At 65.8% G+C, this 24,566-nt stretch carries 20 protein-coding genes; 13 read left to right on the forward strand and 7 right to left on the reverse strand.

Annotated features, from left to right (window positions below; translation table 11 throughout):
• Positions 1–36: 36 nt before the first annotated feature.
• Complete coding sequence (locus M2339_RS12475) at positions 37–645, forward strand: flavodoxin family protein (RefSeq protein WP_264586388.1); 609 nt, start codon at positions 37–39, stop codon at positions 643–645.
• Between the two features lie 105 nt (positions 646–750).
• On the forward strand, positions 751–2,331 hold the full coding sequence (locus tag M2339_RS12480) for an SLC13 family permease (RefSeq protein WP_264586387.1): 1,581 nt from the start codon (positions 751–753) through the stop codon (positions 2,329–2,331).
• On the opposite strand, the gene dinB is transcribed toward M2339_RS12480, so the two are convergent.
• Positions 2,328–3,425, reverse strand: a complete 1,098-nt coding sequence (gene dinB, locus M2339_RS12485; RefSeq protein ID WP_264574248.1) for a DNA polymerase IV — start codon at positions 3,423–3,425, stop codon at positions 2,328–2,330. The genes M2339_RS12480 and dinB overlap by 4 nt on opposite strands.
• Positions 3,426–3,473: 48 nt before the next feature.
• On the opposite strand from dinB, the gene M2339_RS12490 reads away from it, so the two are divergent.
• On the forward strand, positions 3,474–3,902 hold the full coding sequence (locus M2339_RS12490; protein WP_264586386.1) for a GFA family protein: 429 nt from the start codon (positions 3,474–3,476) through the stop codon (positions 3,900–3,902).
• Positions 3,903–4,024: 122 nt separating this feature from the next.
• Positions 4,025–4,549, forward strand: coding sequence for a hypothetical protein (locus M2339_RS12495; RefSeq protein WP_264606373.1), 525 nt, complete (start codon positions 4,025–4,027; stop codon positions 4,547–4,549).
• An 89-nt stretch (positions 4,550–4,638) separates the two neighbouring features.
• Here M2339_RS12495 and M2339_RS12500 read toward each other — a convergent pair whose 3' ends face one another.
• A complete protein-coding gene (locus tag M2339_RS12500; RefSeq protein WP_264586384.1) occupies positions 4,639–5,190 on the reverse strand; it encodes a YceD family protein in 552 nt (183 codons plus the stop codon).
• Between the two features lie 4 nt (positions 5,191–5,194).
• The gene (locus M2339_RS12505) at positions 5,195–5,710 is read right to left on the reverse strand and encodes a ubiquinol-cytochrome C chaperone family protein (RefSeq protein WP_264586383.1); all 516 of its coding nucleotides are present in this window, start codon (positions 5,708–5,710) and stop codon (positions 5,195–5,197) included.
• Positions 5,711–5,888: 178 nt separating this feature from the next.
• On the opposite strand from M2339_RS12505, the gene M2339_RS12510 reads away from it, so the two are divergent.
• A complete protein-coding gene (locus M2339_RS12510; RefSeq protein ID WP_264586382.1) occupies positions 5,889–6,365 on the forward strand; it encodes an outer membrane protein assembly factor BamE in 477 nt (158 codons plus the stop codon).
• A 113-nt stretch (positions 6,366–6,478) separates the two neighbouring features.
• On the forward strand, positions 6,479–7,246 hold the full coding sequence (locus M2339_RS12515; RefSeq protein ID WP_264586381.1) for a hypothetical protein: 768 nt from the start codon (positions 6,479–6,481) through the stop codon (positions 7,244–7,246).
• Positions 7,247–7,306: 60 nt separating this feature from the next.
• Here the strand turns inward: M2339_RS12515 and M2339_RS12520 are convergent, their stop codons facing one another.
• Positions 7,307–9,568 carry an NADP-dependent malic enzyme gene (locus M2339_RS12520; RefSeq protein WP_181560724.1) on the reverse strand — a complete coding sequence of 754 codons (2,262 nt, stop codon included), beginning with the start codon at positions 9,566–9,568 and terminating at the stop codon, positions 7,307–7,309.
• Between the two features lie 197 nt (positions 9,569–9,765).
• Between M2339_RS12520 and mutS the strand changes: the two genes are divergently transcribed.
• Both mutS and M2339_RS12530 read left to right on the forward strand, forming a co-directional pair.
• Positions 9,766–12,351, forward strand: coding sequence for a DNA mismatch repair protein MutS (gene mutS / locus M2339_RS12525; RefSeq protein ID WP_264588301.1), 2,586 nt, complete (start codon positions 9,766–9,768; stop codon positions 12,349–12,351).
• A gap of 60 nt (positions 12,352–12,411) precedes the next feature.
• Positions 12,412–15,198 carry a [protein-PII] uridylyltransferase gene (locus M2339_RS12530; protein WP_264586380.1) on the forward strand — a complete coding sequence of 929 codons (2,787 nt, stop codon included), beginning with the start codon at positions 12,412–12,414 and terminating at the stop codon, positions 15,196–15,198.
• Positions 15,199–15,236: 38 nt separating this feature from the next.
• On the opposite strand, the gene M2339_RS12535 is transcribed toward M2339_RS12530, so the two are convergent.
• The gene (locus tag M2339_RS12535) at positions 15,237–16,076 is read right to left on the reverse strand and encodes a universal stress protein (RefSeq protein ID WP_264586379.1); all 840 of its coding nucleotides are present in this window, start codon (positions 16,074–16,076) and stop codon (positions 15,237–15,239) included.
• Positions 16,077–16,290: 214 nt separating this feature from the next.
• Here M2339_RS12535 and rpmI point away from each other — a divergent pair, with 214 nt between their 5' ends.
• The 5 genes from rpmI to pheT all read left to right on the forward strand — a co-directional run bounded on the left by rpmI (position 16,291) and on the right by pheT (position 21,402).
• Entirely contained in the window at positions 16,291–16,494 is a 204-nt protein-coding gene (gene rpmI / locus M2339_RS12540; RefSeq protein ID WP_014078133.1) for a 50S ribosomal protein L35, read from the forward strand.
• Between the two features lie 12 nt (positions 16,495–16,506).
• Positions 16,507–16,869: a 50S ribosomal protein L20 gene (rplT, locus tag M2339_RS12545; protein ID WP_181560727.1), complete on the forward strand. Its 363-nt coding sequence runs from the start codon at positions 16,507–16,509 to the stop codon at positions 16,867–16,869.
• Between the two features lie 150 nt (positions 16,870–17,019).
• The gene (locus tag M2339_RS12550; protein ID WP_264571384.1) at positions 17,020–17,667 is read left to right on the forward strand and encodes a choice-of-anchor C family PEP-CTERM protein; all 648 of its coding nucleotides are present in this window, start codon (positions 17,020–17,022) and stop codon (positions 17,665–17,667) included.
• Positions 17,668–17,756: 89 nt separating this feature from the next.
• A complete protein-coding gene (pheS, locus tag M2339_RS12555; protein ID WP_181560728.1) occupies positions 17,757–18,869 on the forward strand; it encodes a phenylalanine--tRNA ligase subunit alpha in 1,113 nt (370 codons plus the stop codon).
• A gap of 130 nt (positions 18,870–18,999) precedes the next feature.
• Positions 19,000–21,402: a phenylalanine--tRNA ligase subunit beta gene (pheT, locus tag M2339_RS12560; protein ID WP_264586378.1), complete on the forward strand. Its 2,403-nt coding sequence runs from the start codon at positions 19,000–19,002 to the stop codon at positions 21,400–21,402.
• A 29-nt stretch (positions 21,403–21,431) separates the two neighbouring features.
• On the opposite strand, the gene M2339_RS12565 is transcribed toward pheT, so the two are convergent.
• Both M2339_RS12565 and M2339_RS12570 read right to left on the reverse strand, forming a co-directional pair.
• Positions 21,432–21,965 carry a hypothetical protein gene (locus M2339_RS12565; RefSeq protein WP_264606374.1) on the reverse strand — a complete coding sequence of 178 codons (534 nt, stop codon included), beginning with the start codon at positions 21,963–21,965 and terminating at the stop codon, positions 21,432–21,434.
• Positions 21,966–22,148: 183 nt separating this feature from the next.
• Complete coding sequence (locus M2339_RS12570; protein WP_264586376.1) at positions 22,149–24,251, reverse strand: TonB-dependent receptor; 2,103 nt, start codon at positions 24,249–24,251, stop codon at positions 22,149–22,151.
• Positions 24,252–24,566 lie beyond the last annotated feature (315 nt).

Below are 24,566 nucleotides of genomic sequence, written 5' to 3' on the forward strand. Positions count from 1 at the left end.
GTTGTGTGAGGGGGGGGACGGACACGGAGCACCAGCATGACCCTGAAGGCCCTCGCCCTCAACTGCACCCTGAAAGCCGATAGCAGCGAACCCTCATCGACGGACGCGATGATCGCGGTTCTGGCCGACGCCTTCGCCGAACATGATGTGACACTGAGCGAAACCGTGCGCGTCGCCGCGCTCAACATCCTGCCCGGCGTCACCTCCGATGAAGGCAAGGGCGATGACTGGCCAGCCCTGCGCGAGAAAATCCTGGCACACGACATCCTGATCTTCGGCGCGCCGATCTGGATGGGGCAGATCTCCAGCATCGCCAAGCGCGTGCTGGAGCGGATGGATGCTTTTCTGAGCGAAACGGACGATGCGGGCCGGATGCCGAGCTACGGCAAAGTCGCCGTCGCCGCCATCGTCGGCAATGAGGATGGCGCCCATTTCTCCAGCGCGCAGCTCTTCCAGGCGATGAACGATGTCGGCTGGACGATCCCCGCCGTCGCCGCCTGCTATTGGGTGGGCGAGGCGATGGGGAGCACGGATTTCAAGGACCTCAAGTCGACACCCAAACCGGTGACCAAGACCGCCGGCATGGTGGCATCCAATGCCGCGCACCTCGCCGGCCTGCTGAAGGATAGCCCCTACCCCGGCTGACAGGCCGTACGCCAGCCGCCATCCCAGTCGGCATTCCAGCCGGGAGCGGCTTGCCACGCCGCCGCTCCTGCCGCACATTCGCGCGGGACAGGGAGCGGGGGCAAGGTGGCACCATCATCGCAAGAGAGTGAACCAACCGGGCAGCACGGCGATGGCGACCCTGCCACGACCGCGCGCTCGCCTCTCAAGATCTGGGCATTGCGCGCGCTCGGCCTGGCCGGCGCAGCGCTGATCTGGCTCGCTCTGGGCGATGCGCAGGGTCTGTCGCCGGAGGGCCGCTGGGTCGCCGCCGTCGCGACGTTGATGGCGCTCTGGTGGATCACCGAGGCCGCACCGATCGCCGTTACCGCACTGCTGCCGATCCTGCTCTTCCCCATGGCGAGCGACCGCAGCGTCGCGCAGGTTGCGGCGCCCTATGCCAGCCCGATCATCTTCTTGTTCCTCGGCGGCTTTCTGCTCGCCATCGCCATGCAGAAATGGCAGCTCCACCGCCGCGTCGCGTTGCTCACGCTCCGCCGGGTCGGCACCAGCCCGCGCCAGATCGTGCTGGGCCTGATGCTGACGACGGGTTTTGTCTCCATGTGGGTCTCCAACACGGCGGCGACGCTCATGATGCTGCCGATTGCGTTCTCCGTTCTCACGCTGGTCTGTGATCGCCGCGACGAAACCGGGGCACTCGCCTGCGATGGCGCATCCGCCGTGGCACCCAGGGAGCTCGCAAATTTCGGCGCGTGCCTGATGCTCGCCATTGCCTGGTCATCCAGCATGGGCGGCGTGGGCACGCTGCTCGGCAGCCCGCCCAATGCCATCGTGGCCGGCTATATCGAGAAGGAACTGGGCCGGCAGGTCGATTTCCTGAACTGGATGCTGGTCGGCGTGCCGATTGCCTTCAGCTTCATTCTCATTGCGTGGCTGCTGATGACGCGGGTCTTCTATCGGTTCACCTTCGGCGAGGTGCCGGGCGGCCGCGCGCTCATTGACCGGGAGCTGGCCGGCCTCGGCCGGTTCAGCCGCAGCGAATTGCTGGTGACCCTCGTCTTTTGCTGTGCGGTCTTCTTCTGGGTCGTGCCCGGCGTGGTCGGCGCCATTCTCGGCAGCAAGGCCGATCTTGGCTGGTTCGGGCGCCTTGATGACAACGCCATTGCACTCGCCGCCGGCTTGGCACTTTTCCTGCTGCCCGGCGAGGGCCGAGGGCAGATGCTGCTCGACTGGAAGGATGCCGAAAGCGGCGTGCCCTGGGGCGTGCTGGTGCTGTTCGGTGGCGGCCTGAGCCTTGCGGGGGAGGTTGTCGCCAGCGGGCTTGATGGCTGGCTGGGCGCGCAAGTGAGCGGGCTTGGTACGCTGCCGATCCTGCTCCTCGTCATCGCCGTCGTGACCCTCATCGTCTTCCTGAGCGAAGTGACCAGCAACACGGCCACCGCCGCCACCTTCATTCCCGTGCTGGGCGCCGTGGCGCTTGGCATCGGGGCCGATCAGATGACCTTGCTCATCCCCGCAGCCTTCGCCGCCACGCTCGCCTTCATGCTGCCGGTCGGCACCCCGCCCAATGCCATCGTGTTCGGCACCGGGGCGGTCACCATGGGACAGATGGTCCGCGGCGGGTTCATCCTGAACCTCGTCGGGATCGTGCTCATCACCTTCTTCTGCTGGCTGCTCGGCGGCGTCGCGCTCGGCCTGCGTTTCTAACCGAAGGCGAGGCTGAGCTGGGGCGTCTCGTCCGGCTCTTCACGTTCGGGATCGATGAGGTTTGAGAGCCCGAGCCCCAGCAACCGCGCGCCGACCGGCAGCGGCAGTTGCGCGCGGAGCAGATCGGCGCCGATCGCGAACAGATCCTCGGCATCGCCCGGCGGGGCAGGCAGCGAGCGCGAGCGGGTGAGGATGCGAAAATCCCCCAGCTTGATCTTGAGCGTAACGGTGCGCCCCAAGGCCCGGCTCGCGGTGACCCGGCCCCACAGGCGCGCGGCGATCTTCTCCAGCTCCGCCAGCAACAGGCCTTCCGCGCCAATATCGCTGGCGAAAGTATCTTCCACGCTGATCGACTTGCGCGACTCCCGGTCGCGCACCGGGCGCTCGTCCAGCCCGCGCGCCGCACCGAAGTAAAAGGCCGCCGCCTTGCCGAAATGGCGCTGCAGCGCCGGCAGCGGCCACTCTTTGAGGTCCGCGCCGCTGTGAATGCCCAGCGCGGCCATGCGCCGCGCCGTCACCGGGCCGACGCCATGGATGCGCGACACCGGCATCGCCGCCATGAACGCCTCGGCCTCATCGGGCCGCACGACGCACAGGCCATCGGGCTTGTTCTGGTCCGATGCGAGCTTGGCGATCAGCTTGTTGCACGAGACGCCGGCCGAGGCGGTCAGCCCCGTCTCCTCGCGAATCATCCGCCGGATTTCCTGCGCGACATAAGTGGCCGAGGCAACGCCGGGCTTGTTGCGCGTCACATCAAGATAGGCCTCGTCCAGCGAGAGCGGCTGGATGATGTCGGTAAAGCGCTCGAAGATCGTACGAATTTGCTGCGAGACGGCGCGATAGGCCTCGAAGCGCGGCCGCACGAAGATGAGCTCCGGGCAGAGCCGGCGCGCCTTGCCGCCCGGCATGGCCGAGCGCACGCCGAACACGCGCGCCTCATAGCTCGCCGCTGCCACCACGCCGCGCGGCCCGCCGCCGCCGACAGCCACCGGCAAGCCGCGCAGCGCCGGATCGTCGCGCTGCTCGACCGACGCATAAAAGGCGTCCATATCGATATGGATGATCTTGCGATCCTGCTCGGGCGTCTGCGCCATGCTCCCTGTTATGCCATGGCAACCGCGCGAACGAAAGAGGAACGAAGCATGGACCTGAATGTCACTGAGATCGATGGCGCCTGCCATTGCGGGACGGTGCGCTTTCACGTGCGCCTGAAGGACGGCCTGCGCTCGGCGCGCCGCTGCACCTGCTCATATTGCCGGATGCGCGGCGCCATCGCGGTCTCAGCCCGGATCGAAGACCTGCAAGTGACGGCGGGCGAAGAGTCGCTGCGCTCCTACACCTTCAACAGCGGAACCGCACAGCACCATTTCTGCGGAACCTGCGGCATCTACACCCATCACCGGCGCCGCTCGAACCCCCACGAATATGGCGTCAATGTCGCCTGCCTGTCGGGCATCAGCCCGTTCGACTTTGCCGAGGTGATCGTGAATGACGGGGTGTCGCATCCCTCCGACACCGGCGTGTCACGGATCGCGGGCGTGCTGCGGTTCATCCCGGCGGACGGGGCCTAGCTCGGCGGCGTGGGCAAGCGCCAAGGTTCGTAGGACGGCGGCTACTGTGCTCTTTTTCCGGAGGCGGACTGACCGGACACAACGACATTGCCGACCTACCCTCGTCGGTTTAGGCATCGATCATGCTCGAACTCGACGATCCCAGATGGTCCGCGCTGACGCATGCCCACGGAAGCGCCGCCGATATCCCAGATCTACTTCGCCAACTAGCTCGAACGACTGATCCGAACGACAATTATAAGAGCGAGCCGTGGTTCACTCTTTGGTCAAGCCTGTGCCATCAAGACGACGTGTTCGACGTCTCATATGCAGCGGTGCCCCATATCGTCGAGATTGCCTGCAAAGCTACCGGGCCGCTCGACTTCAGATTTTTTCAGCTGCCTGCGGCGATCGAGATCGCCCGAAACAAGGGAAATGGTCCGCAGATACCAGGTCACCTTGCAGCGACGTATAGCGACGCAATATTCAGATTGACGGATTGCGTAGCGCTCCATCGCCGTGAGGATTGGAACGAGCCAGTGCTACTATCGGCGTTCTCAGCGCTGGCGGTAGCGAAAGGGCATCAAAGGATCGCCGAGGCAATCATGAACCTAGATGACGATCTAATTGAGAAACTGATTGCGTCAGACTTCGGCGAGCAATCCTAGGTCGGTTCCCGGCGCCAATTTAGCCCTTGGTCGCGCATTCTGGACCGCTCAATAGCGGAAAATCCGTCCGGCCAAATTGTCCATGCCGCCTAAGCGGCGCCACCAAGCTTCAAGCCCTTCAGCGCCGCGAAGGGGCCGGCATCTTCCTCGCTCAGCACGCCGAGCGCGCGCAGCTTTTCGTCGGCATCCGGCACGCGGGGATAGGGATCGAGGTTCAGGAACAGGGTCTGCGCGACCGTTTCGCCAAGATCGATTCGCTCGTCCTCCAGCGGGAGGATATCGCAATCCTCCTCGCGCAGTTCGATCTCTTCTGCGTCGCTCTCGCCGTTCTCGTCGAGACCGCGCACGAATCGCACGTCCATCGGCACGTCGAGCTCTGCGGGGACATCCTCGTCGGTTGCGACGCAGGCCTGCACCAGCGACGCGCGCACGCGCCCGGTCACCCGACAGCCACCGGCATCCGGCGCCACATGCGCCTGCGCCTCCAGCCAATCGAGGCTGCGCAGGCCAAAGCGGCGCGCGAGCGCGGCCCGCTCTGCGGCATCGGCCTCGACGGTGCGGTCCCGCCGCCCGTCACCCAGCTCATTAAGGCGCAGAATGCGGGAAAATTCCGGCGCGGCGCCTGACGTCGCTTCGCTCACGGCATCACCCCCGCAACTGGCCGGCCAGCAGCGCGCCGCGGCTGCATGCGTTGATCGTCTCGGCCAGCATGCGTACCTGTGCTTCGACATAGGCCAGCGCATCCGCCGCCGGCGCCTCGCCGCGATAGAGGTTGCGCACCAGCGCCTCGCTCAATGAAGCCTCGCCCTGCAAGCTGGCGCGATAGGCGGCAAGCCGGCCACCGAGCGCGCCGACCATGCGGCCGATCTGCTTGCCCACCACCACATCGCCAAAGCCGATCTGGCGGATCTGCCCATCCATATCGTCAATGAACAGCTCGGTCAGCCGCGCCGAATCGTTGGTGGCCTCCAGCGCCTCGAGTCGCAGCAACACCAGCGAGAGCACCAGCGCCACCATGTCGAATCGGCCATCCAGCGTATCCGCCACCTCGCCTTCCATATACCAATGCGGCTCCCGCGCCGTCGCGACGACGGCCTCGTAGAGCGGGCGCAGATAGGCGCGATCATCCTTGCGGGAAAACAGAGTGGATAAGAGGCTCATGCTCGGTTCAGCTTTGCGGCGGCACAGGAAAGCGCGGACGGGACCGATCAACCATTGGCCCGCGCCAGCACTTGCATATTGATTGCGGCGGCTGGCAATGCAATGGGCGGGTTAGGCGATGCGACGCTTTTTTGATTGGATGTCCGGTTTTTGACCGCATGATTGGCAGGAGACGAGAATGCAGCGTGGCTTGAGGCGGCCGTTTCTGGTCGTGGGCGCAGCGGCCATCCTTCTGCTAGCGGGCGGCTGCACCCGCATTCGCGCGCATCAGGGCTTCATGATCGACGATCTGATCGTGAGTTCGGTGCTGCCAGGCGTGGACAACAAGGCGTCAGTCGAAGGCGCGCTGGGCCGCCCGACCTTCGTCTCCCAGTTCGGCCCGGAGCGCTGGTATTATGTGGCGCGCGACACGCGCTCGCTGGCCTTCGCCTCGCCGCGCCCGACCGCGCAGACGCTGGTGACTGTGCAGTTCGATGCCAATGGCAATGTCGCCACGATCGATCGCAACGCCACACTCGATCAGGTCGCCAATATCTCGCCGACCGGGGCCACGACGCCGACGCTCGGCCGCAAGCGCAGCTTGTTTGATGAAATCTTCGGCAATATCGGCGCGGTTGGCGCCGGCGGGGCCGGAGCAGCAGGGCCGTCTCAGTAATTCAGCCCCGCAGGCCCGTCGTAATCCGGCGCCGGTTCGTGCGCCCGGCGGACTGGTTTAGCTTGCATTAACCGCGTCATCGCTTCAAATCGTTGTATAGCGGGAGCGTGGTCATGCAGCATATTGGCGATCTGCAGCCGCTCGAGCGGACTTACGCGCGACGGACTGAGACAGTCGGCCATTACAAGGCCAGCCGGAGCCGCTGGCGATTCGCCATCGGGTCTCTGGAGATCGGCTTCGACCGCGCGAGCGAGCAGCTTCACGCGCGAAGCGGTGTGGATGCCCGGCCCGGCCTTGCCCAAAAGCTCCTGATCGCGGCAGGCATGGTCAGCATCTCATTGCTGGTGATCGCCCTGGCCGGCTGGCTATGGTCGGCACGCGGGCCGATCTGGGGCGGTGAGACGGTATCGGCCGCGATCATCGATCATGCGCCCCGCGCGACCGAAAGCGAAGGTGCAGCGCCCGCCGGCCAGCAGCCGACCCTGATTCCCGCCGAACGCCCCGCGCCGTTTCTCTCCGCCGTGATTGAAAAGCGCGCGACAGCACCCGCTTTTGCGCCGGCGAAACAGGCCACCGTGCCGATCGCGCAGGGCCAGGCGATTGCGCCCAAGTCCGATGGGGCGCCGACGCTCCCGAGCGCGACCCCGGATGAGGCGATCGTCCAGTCCGGCAACTTCCTGCTGATCCCCGCCGTCGATCGCGCTGTGGGCCTCGCCCTCAGGAGCGGCGATGCGCAGAACTGGATGGCCGGCTCCTATCACGGCATCGTGGTGGTCGGCGACGCCGTGGTCCAAGATGGCAAATCCTGCCGGGACGGCACGATCCTGCTCCGCGACGGCACCATCAAGGGCCGCACCCAGACCTTCCAGCGCTGCCTGTAAGGCGAAGGGAGCGCCGCGGGGCCGGTTCAGCCGGCGGCGCTCACCCGATCCCGATCACGATCAGCGCGCGATTCCGCCAGCAGCCAGAACGGCCAGCGTCACCAACTCAGACGCGGTCGAGGCCATCGTCGCCACCTGCACCGGCTGGTTCAGTCCGAGCAGCACCGGCCCGATGACCGAGTCGCCGCCCAGTTCCCGCAGCAGCTTTGCCGAGAGATTGGCCGACTGCAGGCCGGGCATGATCAGCACATTGGCCGGGCCGGACAGGCGGCAGAACGGATAATTGGCCATGACGCGCCGGTTGAGCGCCACGTCGGGCGCCATCTCGCCTTCATATTCGAAGTCCACCTCCATGCCGTCGAGGATCTGGACCGCGCCGCGAATATTATCGAGCCAGTTGCCGTGCGGATTGCCGAAGGTGGAGTAGGAGAGGAAAGCCACGCGCGGCTCATGACCCATGCGCCGGGCGAGCGCAGCGGATTCGATGGCGATATGGGCGAGCTCGGCGGAATTCGGCCGCTCGTTAACGGTCGTATCCGCCATGAACACGGTGTGGCTGCGCCCGACGAGGATGTGCATACCGAACAGCGTGCGGTCCTCGGCGGGGTCGAGCACGCGCCGCAGTTCGCGCATCGTCTGCGCATAGGTGCGCGTGACGCCGGTGATCATCGCGTCCGCCTCACCCATCTGCAGCAGCAGCGCGCCGAAGATGTTGCGGTCCCGGTTGACCATGCGCTCGCAATCGCGGCGGAGATAGCCGCGGCGTTGCAGGCGCTCGTACAGCATGTCGACCATGCGCGGCACGAGCGGCGAATTGACGCTGTTATATAGCTCGTAGCTCTCCGGATCGCGCACGCCAAGATCGCGCAGGCGATCATAGACATCCTGCCGGCCGACCAGCACCGGGGTGCCGTAGCCGCCATCGCGGAACTGGATCGCGGCGCGCAGCACGACTTCCTCTTCCGCCTCGGCAAAGACGACCCGCTTGGGGCTGGCCTTGGCGCCCTCATAAGCGAGGGTGAGCACCGAGGTCGTCGGATTAAGGCGCGCCCGCAGCGACTGGCGATAGGCGTCCATATCCTCGATAGGCCGCTGCGCGACGCCCGACTCCATCGCCGCCTGCGCCACAGCCGCCGGCACCACCTCCATCAGGCGCGGATCGAAGGGGGCAGGAATGATGTAATCGGCGCCGAAGCTGTGCTTGGTGCCATAGGCCAAAGCGACTTCCTCGGGCACCTGCTGGCGGGCGAGCTCGGCAATGGCCTGCGCCGCCGCGATCTTCATCGCCTCGTTGATCGCCGTCGCGCGCACGTCCAGCGCGCCGCGGAAGATGAAGGGGAAGCCCAGCACGTTGTTGACCTGATTGGGATAATCCGAGCGGCCGGTGGCGATGATCGCATCCGGACGCGCGGCCTTGGCCACCGGCGGCAGGATCTCCGGATCGGGATTAGCCATGGCGAAGAGGATCGGCCGCGGCTTCATCTCGTTGATCCATTCGGGCTTCAGCGCGTCCTTGGCGGAGAGGCCGAGGAAGATATCGGCATCCTTCAGCGCCTCGTGCAGGGTCCGCGCCTCGGTGCGGGCGGCATGGGCGGACTTGAACTGGTCCATGCCATGGGTGCGGCCCTGATAGATCACGCCCTCGCGGTCGCACATGATCACATTGTCATGCGCCACGCCCATCGCCTTGATCAGTTCGGTGCAGGCGATCGCCGCCGCGCCGGCACCATTCACGACGACCTTGGTCTCGCGAATGTCGCGCCCGGTCAGGAAGCAGGCGTTGATGAGGCCGGCGGCGCAGATGATCGCGGTGCCATGCTGGTCGTCATGCATGACCGGGATGTTCATGCGCTCCTTGAGCGCCGCCTCGATCATGAAGCATTCGGGCGCCTTGATGTCCTCAAGGTTGATGCCGCCAAAGCTGGGCTCCAGCAGCGCCACCGCATCGATGAAGGCCTGCGGGTCTTCGGTGTTCAGCTCCAGGTCGATGGCGTCCACATCGGCAAAGCGCTTGAACAGCACTGCCTTGCCTTCCATCACCGGCTTGGAGGCGAGCGCGCCGAGATTTCCCATGCCGAGGATCGCCGTGCCGTTGGAGATGACGGCGACCAGATTGCCCTTGGCGGTATAGTCATAGGCCTTGGCGGCATCATCGGCGATGGCCTGTACGGGCACCGCCACGCCGGGCGAATAAGCCAGCGCCAGATCGCGCTGCGTCGCCATCGGCTTGGAGGCGATGATCTCGATCTTGCCGGGCCGCCCGAAGGAATGAAAGAGCAGCGCCTCGCGCTCGGAGAATTCGATGGCGGCTTTATCGGTCATCAGCAGGGTTCCTCGGCAATTGGGAACGCCCTAGCGACTTTCCGCCCGGCTCCACAAGAGGCGAGGTACGAACAACCCCGTGGATGAAACGCCACCGCCGGCTTTTCGAGACCGAAAGCCCCTGCTAACGCAACCGCGTGACCAGTCTGCCAGCCAAATCCTCCAAAGCCAGCGCCGCATCCGGCGGCCCCACGCCGATGATGGCGCAATATCTGGCGCTCAAGGCGGAAGCCGGGGGCGACCTGCTGTTCTACCGCATGGGCGACTTCTTCGAGCTGTTCTTCGAGGACGCCAGGACCGCGGCCGCCGTGCTCGACATCGCGCTCACTACGCGCGGTGAACATGAGGGCGAGCCGATCCCGATGTGCGGGGTGCCGGTGCACAGTGCCGAGGGCTATCTGGCGCGACTCATCAAGGCCGGGCTGCGCGTTGCCATTGCCGAGCAGACCGAGACGCCCGAGCAGGCCAAGGCGCGCGGATCGAAAGCGCTGGTCGGCCGTGCCATCGTGCGCTTCGTCACCGCCGGCACGCTGACCGAGGATGCACTGCTGGACAGCCGCCGCGCCAATCTGCTCGCCGCCGTGGGCGAAGCTGCCGGCCATTATGCCGTCGCTGCCGCCGACATCTCCACCGGCCGGCTGGACGTGGTGGCGGTGGACGCCGGCGGCATCGAGGCGGAACTGGCCCGGATCAACGCGAGCGAAGTCATTGCGCGGCCGAGCCTCGCCGATCGGCTGACCGGCGCCCTCCCCTTCGAGAATCGCGGCTTCGACAGCGCGCGGGCGGAAGCGGACATCTGCCGCCATTTCGGCGTGAAGACGGTGGAGAGCTTCGGCAGCTTCTCACGCGCTGAGCTGTCCGCCCTCGGGGGCCTGCTCGGCTATCTGGAGCATGTCGGCAAGGGGCGCATGCCCTTCCTCGCCGCGCCGGTGCGGGCCGGCGCGCAGGATCATCTCGCCATCGACCCGGCCACGCGCGAGAGCCTGGAAATCGTGACGACGGCCAGCGGGCAACGGGCAGGCAGCCTGCTCGCCACCGTGGACCGCACCGTGACGGGCGCCGGCGCCCGACTGCTCGCGGCGGACCTCTCCGCGCCTTTGATGGACCGCGCCAAGGTGGAAGCGCGACTCGATCTGGTCCGCTGGTTCCATGATGACGGGCCGCTGCGCGAGCTGGTCCGCACCCGCCTGCGCGCCTTGCCGGATTTGAGCCGCGCACTCGGCCGCGTCGCCATCGGCCGGGGCAGCCCGCGCGATTTGGGGCAATTGCGCGATGGCCTCGACGGCGGCCGCGCGCTGCGCGAGCGGCTGGGCGCGCTGCCCGACCGACCGCCCCTGCTCGACGATCTGCTGCCGGCGCTCGATGGTCATGGCGCGCTGGTCGATCAACTGGCGCGCGCCCTCGTGCCCGCCCCGCCGACGGAAGCGGCGCATGGCGGCTACATCGCCGATGGCTATGATGCCGCCCTGGACGAGCTGCGCCGCATGGCCGGCGACGGACGCCGCGCCATTGCCGCGCTAGAAGCGCGCTATCGCGAGCAGACCGGCATCTCGGCGCTGAAGATCCGCCACAATGGCGTGCTCGGCTATCATGTCGAGGTGCCCGCCCGTCACGCCGACCAGTTGATGGCCAATGACAGCGGCTTCACCCATCGCCAGACGCTGGCGGGAGTCGTGCGGTTCAACTCGGTTGACCTGCACGAGCAGGCCAGCCGGGTCACGCAGGCCGGCGCCCATGCGCTGGCGGCCGAAGCGGCGCATTTCGAGGAACTGGTGACGCTGGTGATGGACAGCCGCACCGCCATCGCCCGCACGGCGGACGCGCTCGCCCGCATCGACGTGGCGGCGGCTCTTGCCGAGCGCGCTGTCGAAGGCGGCTGGAGCCGACCGGTCTTCGCCGAAGAGCCCTGCATCGCCATTGAGGGCGGGCGCCATCCGGTGGTGGAGGCCGCGCTGGCGAAGGACGGCACCAGCTTCGTCGCCAATGACTGCACGCTCACGCCGGACAATCGGCTGTGGCTGGTGACCGGCCCCAATATGGGCGGTAAATCGACCTTCTTGCGCCAGAATGCGCTCATCGTCATTCTCGCGCAGGCCGGCAGCTTCGTGCCCGCCCGCGCCGCCCGCCTCGGGCTGGTGGACCGCCTGTTCAGCCGCGTCGGCGCCTCGGACAATCTGGCGCGCGGGCGTTCGACCTTCATGGTCGAGATGATCGAGACCGCCGCGATCCTTGCGCAGGCGACCGAGCGCAGCTTCGTGATCCTCGATGAAGTGGGGCGCGGCACGTCGACTTATGACGGCCTCGCCATCGCCTGGGCGGTGGTGGAAGCGATCCATGACAGCAATGCCTGCCGCTGCCTGTTCGCCACCCATTATCACGAGCTGACGCGCCTGGCCGAGCGCCTCGGCGCCCTTTCGCTCCACCATGTTCGCGCGCGGGAATGGAATGGCGATCTGGTGCTGATGCACGAGCTGTCCGAAGGCCCGGCCGACCGCAGCTACGGCATCGCGGTGGCACGGCTTGCGGGCTTGCCCGCCCCGGTGCTGGCCCGCGCCAAGGCCGTGCTCGGCAAGCTGGAGGCCGGCAAGGCGCAGACCGGCGGCATCGCGGCGGGGCTCGATGACCTGCCGCTGTTCGCCGCCACGCTGTCCGCCGCGCCGGAGGTCGCCACCGACCCACTGCGCGACCAGCTGGACGCCATCGACGCCGATACACTCAGTCCGCGCGAGGCGCTCGACCTCATCTATCAGCTGAAGCAGATCGCCACGGCGCCTGTCGCCTGAGCCCGTCGATTTGCGCGCCATGCCGAGGTTGCACCTGCAACTGCGGCAAAGCGCGCTTATATGGCACCCATGAACAAGGTGCCCGATTCGCTGCCCGGCCGCCGTGCGATCATCGATCGCCGCCAGATTGCCGATGCGCTCACTGCCCAGCTAACCGAACTGAGCGATACCGCTGCGCGTCGGCAAGTGATCGTCGCGGCGTTGCGCGAGGCGCTTGCTATCGGCCGGGAAGAAGTCTCCCGCCGCCTTGCCCGCAACCCGACGCGCGGGCGCGATGCCGTGACAGCGCAGGCCTTCCTGATGGACCAGATCATCCGCCTGCTCTTCGATGCGACGGTGAAGCATCTCTACCCGATCAGCAACCGCACCGCGTCCGAGCGGCTGACGGTGGTCGCGGTGGGCGGCTATGGGCGTGGCGAAATGGCGCCCTATAGCGATGTCGATATTGGCTTCCTCACGCCCTACAAGCCGACCGAATGGACCGAGCAGGTCATCGAGAGCATGCTCTATGCGCTGTGGGATCTGGGCCTCAAGGTCGGCCACAGCAGCCGCTCGATCGACGAGACGGTGCGCATGGCGAAGTCGGACCTCACCATCCGCACCGCCCTGCTGGAATCGCGCTTCGTGTGGGGGGACCGGGGCATTTACGACGAATGCGTCGCCCGCTTCGACAAGGATGTGATGCAGGGCACCGCCAAGACCTTCGTCACCGAGAAGCTGGCGGAGCGGGATGCCAGGCACAAGCAGATGGGCGACAGCCGCTATGTCGTCGAGCCCAATATCAAGGAGGGCAAGGGCGGCCTGCGCGATCTGCACACGCTGTTCTGGATCGGCAAATATGTGAACCGGGTGCGCACTGTTGCGGAACTGGTGGATGTGGGCCTGCTGACCCGCGCCGAGCTTTCCCAGTTCCAGCGGGCCGAGAATTTCCTCTGGGCCGTGCGCTGCCACATGCACGAGATTTCCCGTCGCGCTGAGGACCGCCTGACCTTCGATCTGCAGATCGAAGTCGCCGAGCGCATGGGCTTCTCGCCCAAGCGCGGCCGGTCCGCCGTCGAGCGGTTCATGCATCTCTACTTCCTGATGGCCAAGACGGTGGGCGACCTCACCGGCGTGTTCCTCGCCCATCTCGATGACAAGATGGCCAGCCGAGGCCGGCGCTACATCCCGGCCATGTTCAACCGCCCGCGCAAGCTGGATGGCTTCGTGCTGGAGCGGGGCCGCATCACCATTCCCGAGGATGATTTCTTCCGCGAGCAGCCGGTGCGGATGATCGAAATCTTCTCGCTGGCGGACAAGCATGGGCTGGAGATCCACCCGGATGCAATGCGCGCGCTCAACCGCGATTCGGTGCTGATTACCCGCAAGGAGCGCGAAGACCCGCAGGCCAATGCGCTGTTCATGAACGTGCTTACCTCGCCCCGCGACCCGGAGAAGGTGCTGCGCTGGATGAACGAGGCCGGGGTGTTCGGGCGCTTCGTGCCCGACTTCGGCCGCGTCGTCGCGCAGATGCAGTTCGACATGTACCACCATTATACGGTGGATGAGCACACCATCCGCGCCATCGGCCTGCTCTCCCAGATCGAAAAGGGCGAGTTCAAGATCGATCATCCGCTGGCGAGCGCGATCATCGAGAAGATCATCTCCCGCCGCGTGCTCTATGTTGCGGTGCTGCTGCACGATATCGCCAAGGGGCGCGGTGGCGACCACAGTATTCTCGGCGCGGAGGTGGCGACCAAGCTCTGCCCGCGCCTGGGCCTCAGCGATGCCGAGACGGAGACCGTCGCCTGGCTGGTGCGCTACCATCTGCTGATGTCCGCAACCGCGTTCAAGCGCGACCTTTCGGACTTCAAGACCATTCTCGACTTCGCCGAAGTGGTGCAGAGCCCCGAGCGGCTGCGGCTGCTGGTGATCCTGACCATCGTCGACATCCGCGCGGTCGGACCGGGCGTGTGGAACAGCTGGAAGCGCCAGCTCCTCGCCGAGCTTTACGACTCCGCCGAGGAGGTCATCCGCCCCGGCCACAAGCAGCGGGGCCGTCAGGAGCGCATCGAGGAGAAGCGCGACGCGTTGCGCGCGAGCCTGGCGCTGGACGACAAGGCCTTCGACAGGCTGGTGAAGCGCTTCCCGCAATCCTACTGGATCGCCGAATCGCAGGACATTCTGGAGCGCAATGCGCGGCATCTGCTGGATGCCGGGCAGTCCGATCTCTCCATCGATGCCCGTTCCTATCCCGAGCGCGGCGCGACGCTGGTCACCGTCTATGCCTCGGACCATCCCGGACTGTTCTACCGGATCGCCGGGGCGATCCATCTGGCCGGCGGCAACATCATCGATGCCCGCATCCACACCCTCAAGGATGGCACGGCGCTGGACAACTTCCTGGTGCAGGACCCGCTCGGGGGCCGCTTCGATGCGCCCGAGCAGTTGCAGCGCGTGAAGACCTACATCGAGGACGCGCTGCTCAACCGCCACAAGCTGATGCACAAGCTGGACGAGCGCCCGCTGGCCCGTCGGCGCGCCGAAGCCTTCCAGATCGTGCCGCAGGTGCTGATCGACAACAAGGCCTCCAATCGCTTCACGGTGGTGGAAGTCATGGCGCGCGACCGCCCTGCCCTGCTGCTCAGCCTCGCCTTCGCGCTGTTCCAGTCCAAGACCATGGTCCACAGCGCCCACGTCGCCACCTTCGGCGAGCGGGCCGTCGATACCTTCTATCTGACCGATCTTCTGGGCGGAAAGCTGGAGAGCAAGACCCGCCTCGCCACGCTCGAACGGCGGCTGATCGAAGCGGCCGGCAATCAGGCCGGCGAACTGATCGACACCAACAGCTTCGCCATGGCCAACTGAGGCGCGCCCCATTGCGGGATGCGCGCCTCGGTGGCGCCTCAGTGAGAAAGCAGGATCGGGATCGGCGCCTTGGCCAGCAGCGTCCGTGTCGTGCCGCCGAACAGCTGCTCGCGCAGGCGGCTGCGGCCATAGCAGCCCATCACCGCCCAGCTCGCGCCGGAGGACCGCATGGCCTCGATCAGTTGGTCGCTCACCGCGCCAGCCTTGGGCAGGCGCCGGCTGACGACCTTGCAGCCATGCCGGTCAAGATAGGCGGCCGCCTCGTCCGGGTCGCCTTCCCCTTCCCCGATCGTCACCACCTCGACCTCGCTGGCCATGCGCAGCAGCGGGATGGCCGCCCGCAGCGCGGCATCGGCCGCGCGTGATCCATCCCAGGCGACCAGCGCCTTGCCGAAGAGATCCAGGCGCTTCTGCTCCGTCGGCACCAGCAGGACCGGGGCGGAGGTCAGCGCCGCGAGACGGGAGGCCGTGTCGCCGGTCTCGTTCACCGCGCCGAAGGCCTGCTTGCCCACGACGATCATGTCGACCAGCCGGACATTGTCCGTAATGCCCTCCTCGGACTGGCTCTGCACCCGCGCCCACTCATAGCTCACCCCTTCATTGGCGAGCCGGGGCTCGAGCGCCTCGATATTCTTGTCCTCCCGGTCGCGCTCATCCATCATCAGCACGCCGGTGCCGCCGCCCGCGCCAAAACCGTCGGCGATCATGGGAATCTGGACGACATCGAGACAGAGCAGATGCCCCTCCACCGCGCGCACAATGTCGAGCGCGGTTTGCAGGCGCGCTTCCTGACTCGGGTCATCATGGATCAGAACCATCACCGTCTTCATGGCAGCCTCCTTGTTCACCGCATCGGGATCGTGCGAAACTGGTGCCATATTAATGCGATGGGGGCGAGGAGTCGTTGACCGGCGTCAAATCCGGCCCGCACCTAAGGGGCTTGCGTCGGCGCGCGGCCGCGCTTATACGCCCGCGCTTCCATGTCCTATGGAAGACCGCAAGGACGGGCCGGCCAGTAAGGGCTGCCGTGTTCGTCCGTAATCGTCTGCGAGCATCCTCCGGGGTGCTTGCGCTAAGACAAAGGAGACGAAAATGCCCAAGCTCAAGACCAAGAGCGGTGTGAAGAAGCGCTTCAAATTCACCGCCACCGGCAAGGTCAAGCATGGTGTCGCCGGCAAGCGCCACCGCCTGATCAGCCACAACGCGAAGTATATTCGCCAGAATCGCGGTACGGAAGTTCTCTCCGACGCGGATGTCGCTCACGTGCGCCTCTGGGCGCCCTACGGCCTCAAGTAAGGAGCAGGCGACATGGCACGTGTCAAACGCGGTGTAACCACCAAGGCGAAGCACAAGAGGATTTTGGATCAGGCGAAGGGCTATTATGGCCGTCGCAAGAACACGATCCGCATCGCGCGTCAGGCTGTCGAAAAGGCTGGCCAGTACGCATATCGCGACCGCAAGGTGAAGAAGCGGAGCTTCCGCGCCCTGTGGATCCAGCGCATCAACGCAGCTGTCCGCATGGAAGGCCTGACCTATGGCCAGTTCATGCACGGCCTCAAGCTGGCGGGCGTCGAACTGGACCGGAAGGTTCTGGCCGACATCGCCATGCATGAAGGCGATGTGTTCAAGGGCATCATTGCCCAGGCGCGCGCGGCCCTGCCCGCAGCCTGAGCATCTGCACAATCATCCCAAAGAGGGCGTCGGATGCTTCCGGCGCCCTTTTTGTATCATTTCGGGACTCTCTGGATTTTGGTTAACGCTTCGGAAACCTTTTCCGCACTGCAGCATTGCGAGTGCGTGGGACTATAAGTGGAGAACCAAATGAAGGGACTGCTATTGGGGGTCGCGGCGACGCTCGCCCTCCCGTCCGCTGCGCAGGCAGCAACGTTCATCAACGGCGATTTCGAGACCGGTAACGATCCAGGCACCTATTTCCTCCGCCTGGGCACCGACAGCACGGCCCTGACGGGTTGGACCATCACCTCCGGCAATGTGGAGCTGATCGGCGGCTATTGGCAGTCGGGCAGCGGCAGCCGCAGTATCGATCTGAACGGCAGCGCCCAGGGCGCGATCGCACAGACGTTCGATACCATCGAAGGCATGACCTACAATGTCGACTTCCTGATGGCCGGCAATCCCGAAGGTGGGCCGGCGGTCAAGACGTTGGAAGTCGCCGCGACAGGCAATGACGGCCAGCTGTTCAGCTTCGACAATACCGGCTTCTCGAAGACCAATATGGGCTGGACGAACTACACCTACACCTTCACGGCCTCGGGCAACCTCACGACGCTCAGCTTTGCGTCGATGACCGACTCGCCCTGGACCGGCCCGGCGCTGGATGGCGTGACGGTTACCGCGATGAGCGCAGTGCCGGTACCCGAGCCGACGACCTGGGCGCTGATGCTCGGCGGTTTCGCGCTGATCGGCAGCACGCTGCGTCGTCGTCAGTCGGTCGTTCAGTTCTCCTGATCGAAACCGGGTCGCAACCATCAAAGGAAAGGGCGTCGGCGTGCCGGCGCCCTTTTCGTTTGCGGTGAATTAGGCTAGCGGACGCGGCCATGACCGACGTCACATCCCTCAAGGACGGCCTCATCGCCGACATCGCCGCCGCCGACACCCTCGATGCCGTGGAAGCGCTGCGCGTCAGCGCGCTGGGCAAGAGCGGCGCCATCACCGCCCTGCTCAAGACATTGGGGCGGATGAGCCCGGAAGAGCGCCAGCAGCAAGGCCCCGCGATCCACGACCTGCGCGAAAGCGTGACGAGCGCTATAGCCGCCCGCAAGACCGCGCTTGAAACGGCAGCGCTCGATGCCCGCCTCGCCTCCGAGACGCTGGACATGACGCTGCCGGTGGACCTGCCGCCGCCGGGCAGCATTCATCCCGTCAGCCAGGTGATGGACGAGCTGGCCGAGATCTTCGCCGACCTGGGCTTCGCGGTCGCTACCGGCCCGGAGATCGAGGATGACTGGCGCAACTTCACCGCGCTCAACATCCCCGAGACGCACCCCGCCCGCGCCATGCACGACACCTTCTACTTCGGCGACAATGCGCGCGCGACCGGCGGAGACGGCAATCTGGCCGCGATGTTGCTGCGCACCCACACCTCGCCGGTGCAGATCCGCACCATGACGAGCACGCCGCCGCCGATCCGCATCATCGCGCCTGGCCGCGTCTACCGCTCGGACAGCGACGCGACCCACACGCCGATGTTCCACCAGATCGAGGGTCTGGTGATCGACAAGGGTATTCACCTCGGGCACCTCAAATGGACGCTGGAGACCTTCCTCAAGGCGTTCTTCGAGCGTGAGGACATCGTCCTGCGCCTGCGCCCCAGCTACTTCCCCTTCACCGAGCCTTCGGTGGAAGTGGACGTGGGCTACACCATCGAGAAGGGCCAGCGCGTCATCGGCGGCAGCGGCGATGCGGAAAATGGCGGCTGGATGGAAGTGCTCGGCAGCGGCATGGTCCACCCCAATGTCATCCGCAATTGCGGGCTGGATCCCGCTGAGTGGCAGGGCTTTGCCTTCGGCACCGGCGTCGACCGGCTCGCCATGCTCAAATATGGCATGAACGACCTCCGCGCCTTCTTCGACGGCGATCTGCGCTGGTTGCGCCATTACGGCTTCTCCGCGCTGGATGTGCCTACGCTGAGCGGAGGAGTGGGCGCATGAGCCATTTCTTGCGAGTTCGTGTTACTGCGAAAGCAGGAACCCAGGGCGCAGCCGCCGTCCTTCACCGCCCTGGGCTCCTGCCTTCGCAGGAGCACGGGTTTGATCTTACCGGCAATACCGGAGCCCGCGCATGAAGTTCACCCTCTCCTGGCTCAAGGACCATCTCGACACCAGCGCCTCGCTGGAAAAGATTCTGCGCGCGCTCAATGACATCGGCCTTGAGGTCGAGGGCGTCGAGAACCCCGCGGAGAAGCTCGATGGCTTCCGCGTCGCCAAAGTGCTCACGGCCGCGCCGCATCCGCAGGCCGACAAGCTGCAGGTGCTGAGCGTCGATGTCGGCGATGGTCCGCTGCAGGTCGTCTGCGGCGCCCCCAATGCCCGCGCCGGTCTGGTCGGCGTGTTCGGCCTGCCCGGCGCCACGGTGCCGGCCAATGGCATGGTGCTGCGGGTCGCGGCCATTCGCGGCGTCGAATCCAACGGCATGATGTGCTCCACGCGCGAGCTGGAGCTGGGCGAAGATCATGAGGGCATCATCGAGCTGCCTGCGGACGCGCCCATCGGCACGCGCTTTGCCGATTATGCGCAGCTTGACGATCCGGTCATCGAGGTCTCGGTCACGCCCAACCGGCAGGATTGCATGGGCGTGCGCGGCATCGCGCGCGATCTCGCTGCCAAGGGCCTCGGCACGCTGCGGCCGCTCGATGACATCATCGGACAGCTCCCGGCGATCGACGCGCAGGGCGCAGGCCCGGACGTGCGCACGGACGATGCCGATGGCTGCCCGGCTTTCTATGCCCGCGCCGTGCGCGGCGTGCACAACGGCGCCTCGCCGGAATGGCTGCAGCGACGCCTCAAGGCCATCGGCCAGAAACCCATCAGCGCGCTGGTGGACATCACAAACTTCGTCATGATCGGCCTTGGCCGCCCGCTGCATGTCTATGACATGGCCCGCCTCGATGGCGGCCTCGTCGCCCGCAAGGCGAAGGCCGGCGAGCAGGTGCTGGCGCTGAACGGCAAGACCTATACGCTGGCCGAGGGCATGACGGTGATCGCGGATGCCTCCGCTGTTCACGATATCGGCGGCATCATGGGCGGCGAGCATAGCGGCGCGCAGGAGAGCACCACCGATGTGCTGATCGAATGCGCCTATTTCACGCCCGAGAGTATCGCGCGGACCGGTCAGGCGCTCAGCCTCACCTCCGATGCCCGCCAGCGCTTCGAGCGCGGTGTGGACCCGGCGTTCCTGGATGAGGGGCTGGACATCGCGACGCGGCTGGTCCTCGCCTTGTGCGGCGGCACGCCCACCGAGGCGACGCGCGCCGGCACTCCGCCGGCAGAGCCGCGCGTCATCGAGGGCTATCGGCCCGACATGGTCGATGCGCTGGCCGGTATGACGGTGAGCGCGGAGCGCCAGCAGGCGATCCTCGCGGCGCTCGGCTTCACCGTGGAGGCCGGCGCCAACTGGCGGATCACCATCCCGACATGGCGCCGCGACATTCACGGCACCGCCGATATCGTCGAGGAAGTCGTGCGGATCGAAGGGTTGGACAACGTCCCGTCCGTGCCCCTGCCCCGCACGCCGGGCGTCGCCCGCCCGACCGCGACGCCACTGCAGCTTATCGAGCGGCGCGCCCGGCGCGCGGCTGCCGCGCGCGGCCTCAACGAGGCGATCAACTGGTCGTTCATTTCTGAAAGTGAAGCCGCGCCCTTTGGTGGCGGCGACTGGACGCTCGCCAACCCGATCAGCGAAGACATGAAGGTGATGCGGCCGACGCTGCTCGCCGGATTGCTCTCCGCCGCGCGACGCAATGCCGATCGCGGGGCCTCCTCGATCCGCCTGTTCGAGATCGGCCGGCGCTATTTCCGCGCCGATGATGGCAGCAGCGACGAGAAGCTGACCCTCGGCATCCTGATGGCCGGCGAAAAAAGCCCGCGTGGTTGGCAGGGCGGCAAGGCCCGCCCGTTCGATGCCTTCGACATCAAGGCGGAGGTCATCGCACTGCTGGCGGCCGCCGGTGCGCCTGCCGGACGCCTGCAGATGATGGGCGAGGCTGGCGATGCCTATCATCCCGGCCAATCCGGCACGCTGCGCCTCGGACCCAAAAATGTGCTCGCCGCTTATGGCGTGCTGCACCCCCGCCTCGCTCGCGCCTTCGATCTCGATGGCACCGTCGTGGCGGCGGAAATCCAGCTCGATGCGATTCCCGTGCCCAAGAAGACCACATTCATGCGCACGGCCTATGCGCCGCCGGCCTTGCAGGCCGTTACCCGCGACTTCGCGTTCCTCGTGCCGGTGAATCTGGAAGCCGACGCGCTGGTGCGCGCCGTGCGGGGGGCGGACAAGAACGCCATCGTCGACGCGCGCCTGTTCGATCTGTTCGCCGGGCAGGGCGTGCCGGAAGGGCAGAAGAGCCTCGCCGTGGAAGTCACGCTGCAGCCCGGCGAAAAGAGCTTCACGGACGAAGAGTTGAAGGCCATCGCCGACCGCGTGGTGGCCGCAGCCACCAAACAGGGCGCGACTCTGCGCGGATAAGAACAAAGGAGCGGCGGAAACGCGGGCGATCAGTCCGCTTTCCGCTTCTCCTCCTCGGGCCCAGCCACAGGCGGAGCCGGCAACTTGCAGCCTCGGCTGACCGCCAGCCCGCGCAGATAGCCCCGGCGCGCGACGCCACCGTTGACGGCAGCCTGCAGGCGACGCTCGGCGCCTGCCGCGCCGCTCACTTCTCGAACGAGGCCCCGGAACGGAATGATCGAATTGACGATCGCCGCGCCACCGGCGGCCGCGAGGTTGCCGAACTTGTTCTCATTGGCCTTGCTGTTGGCGTCGAAGTCGGAGCCCAGCACCGCATTCAGCTCGGCGATCTGGTCGATCACCGCGCGGCAACCCTTGCCGGCCGGCGCATAAGGCTGCTCGACAGCGCGGGCCAGCACCTCGGGGATTTTCGTTTTCTCGATGCCCACGTCCCGCGCGGGCTGCGTCACGATCTCGCCGGCCTTTTGCGCTGTCTTATCCTCCTTCTCGGGCTCCTCCTGCGCAAAGGCGGGAACTGCCGCAAGGACAGCGCTGAGAAGGGCGGCGCGGATGAGCCTGTTCATGATGACCGTGTCTCCGACCGCAACAGCTGCGGTGCCTGCAGAATTGCGGTCCCTGCCATCTGGTTCCCGCCTCTGGGCACAATCTCCGCCGGCGGATAGCCCCAAAAACAAGGCGGGCGCAGCCTTCGCCGCGCCCGCCCTTTTCATCTGACTGCCGGGCGTGTCACCACGCCCGTGGCAGGATCACTGATAGTTGACGCGCAGACGCAGGCCGATCGTGCGCGGCGTCACCCGGATGCTGGAGGTGTTGAGCGTGAGCACAGCACCATCATAATCGCCGAGATTCTCGCCGAACAGCGTTAGATCATAGGCCTTGTACCGCAGGCCGATATTGGCGCTGTATACGCTATAGGCCTTCACATACTCGCCATTGGTCTGCAGGCGGTTGCCGTTGTAGGTCCATGCGACGTTGAACAGACCGTTAAGGTCACCGCCAAGCGATGTCTCATAGGTCGCATCCACGCGGGCATTTTCCTCGAGCGTGTTGACCAGCCGCGTGCCGGGACGCAGGTACGGCAGGCGCGCCTGCACGGCGGGATCGACCGTGTCATACTTGCCCTGGTTGATGTTCGCGACTGCGCTCAGCGTCAGCCCGTCCACAGGCGTCCGCCAGCGCATCTCGATATCGACGCCCTTGCTGGTGCCGTCACCGAAGTTCGAGAAACCAGAGACGTTCGCGTCCAGCGTCGGCGTCGGCGTCAGCATGTCCTCGAGCTTGTTGACGTAGAAGTTCAACCCGACGTTGAGCGTGCGATCGGGCGAGCGCCACTTGATGCCGGCCTCATAGTTGGTCGAGCTTTCGGGACGGGTCTGGGTGCCGGCAGGGATGCCGACGTCCGCAAGCAGGTCCGCCTGGATCTGCGACTGCACGATGCCCGGACGGAAGCCGGTCGCCGCCGTGGCGAACACCGTCAGATCATCATTGGGCACATAGGAGAGATTGACGCGCCAGGTCGTCACGTTCTTCTTGTTCGTGTTCGTCGTGTTGGCGTCTTCGAACGTGCGCTTGTCATGATAATAGCGCAGGCCAACCCGGGGACGCAGCTTGCCGTCGAACAGGTCGTAACCCAGTTCGCCATACACCGCCCAGTTCTTGGTGATGGTGTTGTTGTCGGCATTGGTGTCGATGCCCGCAACGGGAATGCGCAGATAGTTTTCCTGCGGGCCGCTGCCGTCCTGATAGGCGCCGCCGAGCAGCCAGTGGAACGGGCCGTCGGTCGTGGAGTTGATCCGCACTTCCTGGCTGAACATGTCCGGGAAGAACTGGCTCGAGAAGGCACCCGCCGGCGCGATCGGCACGTAAATGCCGAAATTGCCCTTGAGATAAGTGGTGGCGCTGGAGATCGAGAAGGTATCGAAGTCCAGGCCGGCCGACAGGCTGTAAAGCTTGAAGTCGCCATTGCCGAAGCTCGGCTGCGCCGCCGTGTTCGCGTAATAAGGCGGCTGGGTCGAGGCGAGACCGCCCAGAAACTGCTGGCGCGGACGGAAATGCCAGTACTGCGCGCGGATATTGAGGTTGTCGACCGGACGGAACAGCGCGACCACGCGAATGTCGTCGTCGCGCACCTCGTTCACGCCCTTGCGATCCGGCGTGCCGTCGAACGCACCATAATATTCGTCCGCCCAGCCCGGATTATAGGAGTGGCCACCGCTGACGCGGACAGCAAGCACGTCCTTGATGATCGGCACGGAGACGACGCCCGCGACGCCATAGTTCAGGCCGCTGGCCCCGCGCGTCTGCGAGGCCTGCGCCTCGGCAGCGAACTTGATCTCGGTCAGGTCAGGATCGCGGGTGTGGAAGATGAACACACCGCCGGCCGAACCCTGGCCATAGAGCGTGCCCTGCGGACCGCGCAGAACCTCGACGCGGTCGAGGTCGAGGAAGCGGATCGGCGGCGCAATGCCGAAGTTGGTGACAACGAACGGCACGTCGTCGACATAATAGCCGATAGCCGAGTCGCCATTGGCAGCGCCGGCGCCGGCGCCGCGGATGCTGAACGAGCGCGAGGCGACCGACTGGCGCTGGCTCTCGGAAATACCCGGAATCGCCGTGGCGAGGTCCGCGATATTGTTGATGTTGCGTTCCTTGAGGTCTTCGCCGCTGAACGCCTGGATGGCGAGCGGCACTTCCTGCAGCGCCTGTACACCGGACTTCTGAGCGGTGACGATGATTTCGTCAGGCGCGGTATCAACACTGTTTGTGGTGGTCTGCTGTGCGCGAACTGGCGCTGCACCCATGACAGCCATCAGTGCCAAAACCGCAACACCGGCGTGAAGCCGCTTCATCATCCATCTCCTGCAAAAAACAAAATCGAGCAATCGATTGCATAGAGAAATGCAGGACAATGTCCAACGCACGATGCGCGCGCAGACCAGTTTATGGTGAAGTGTTACCGAAATGCTACGGTCATCGGCGACGCGGGGCGTCCCGATTTACGTCTATCAACCGGCTTTCAATACAATCGATTACCGGCAGCACGTCAACCCCTTTGGTGCACTCGGCGCTTGAAACCCCTGCGCAGCCCCCGTGCGCGGACAGGAAGAGAGCGCGCCTTATCGATGCCCCCCACGCCACGCTCGCCCTGGGCAAAGCCGTGCCTT

Source organism: Sphingobium sp. B2D3C, from assembly GCF_025961835.1.
Taxonomy (GTDB): domain Bacteria; phylum Pseudomonadota; class Alphaproteobacteria; order Sphingomonadales; family Sphingomonadaceae; genus Sphingobium.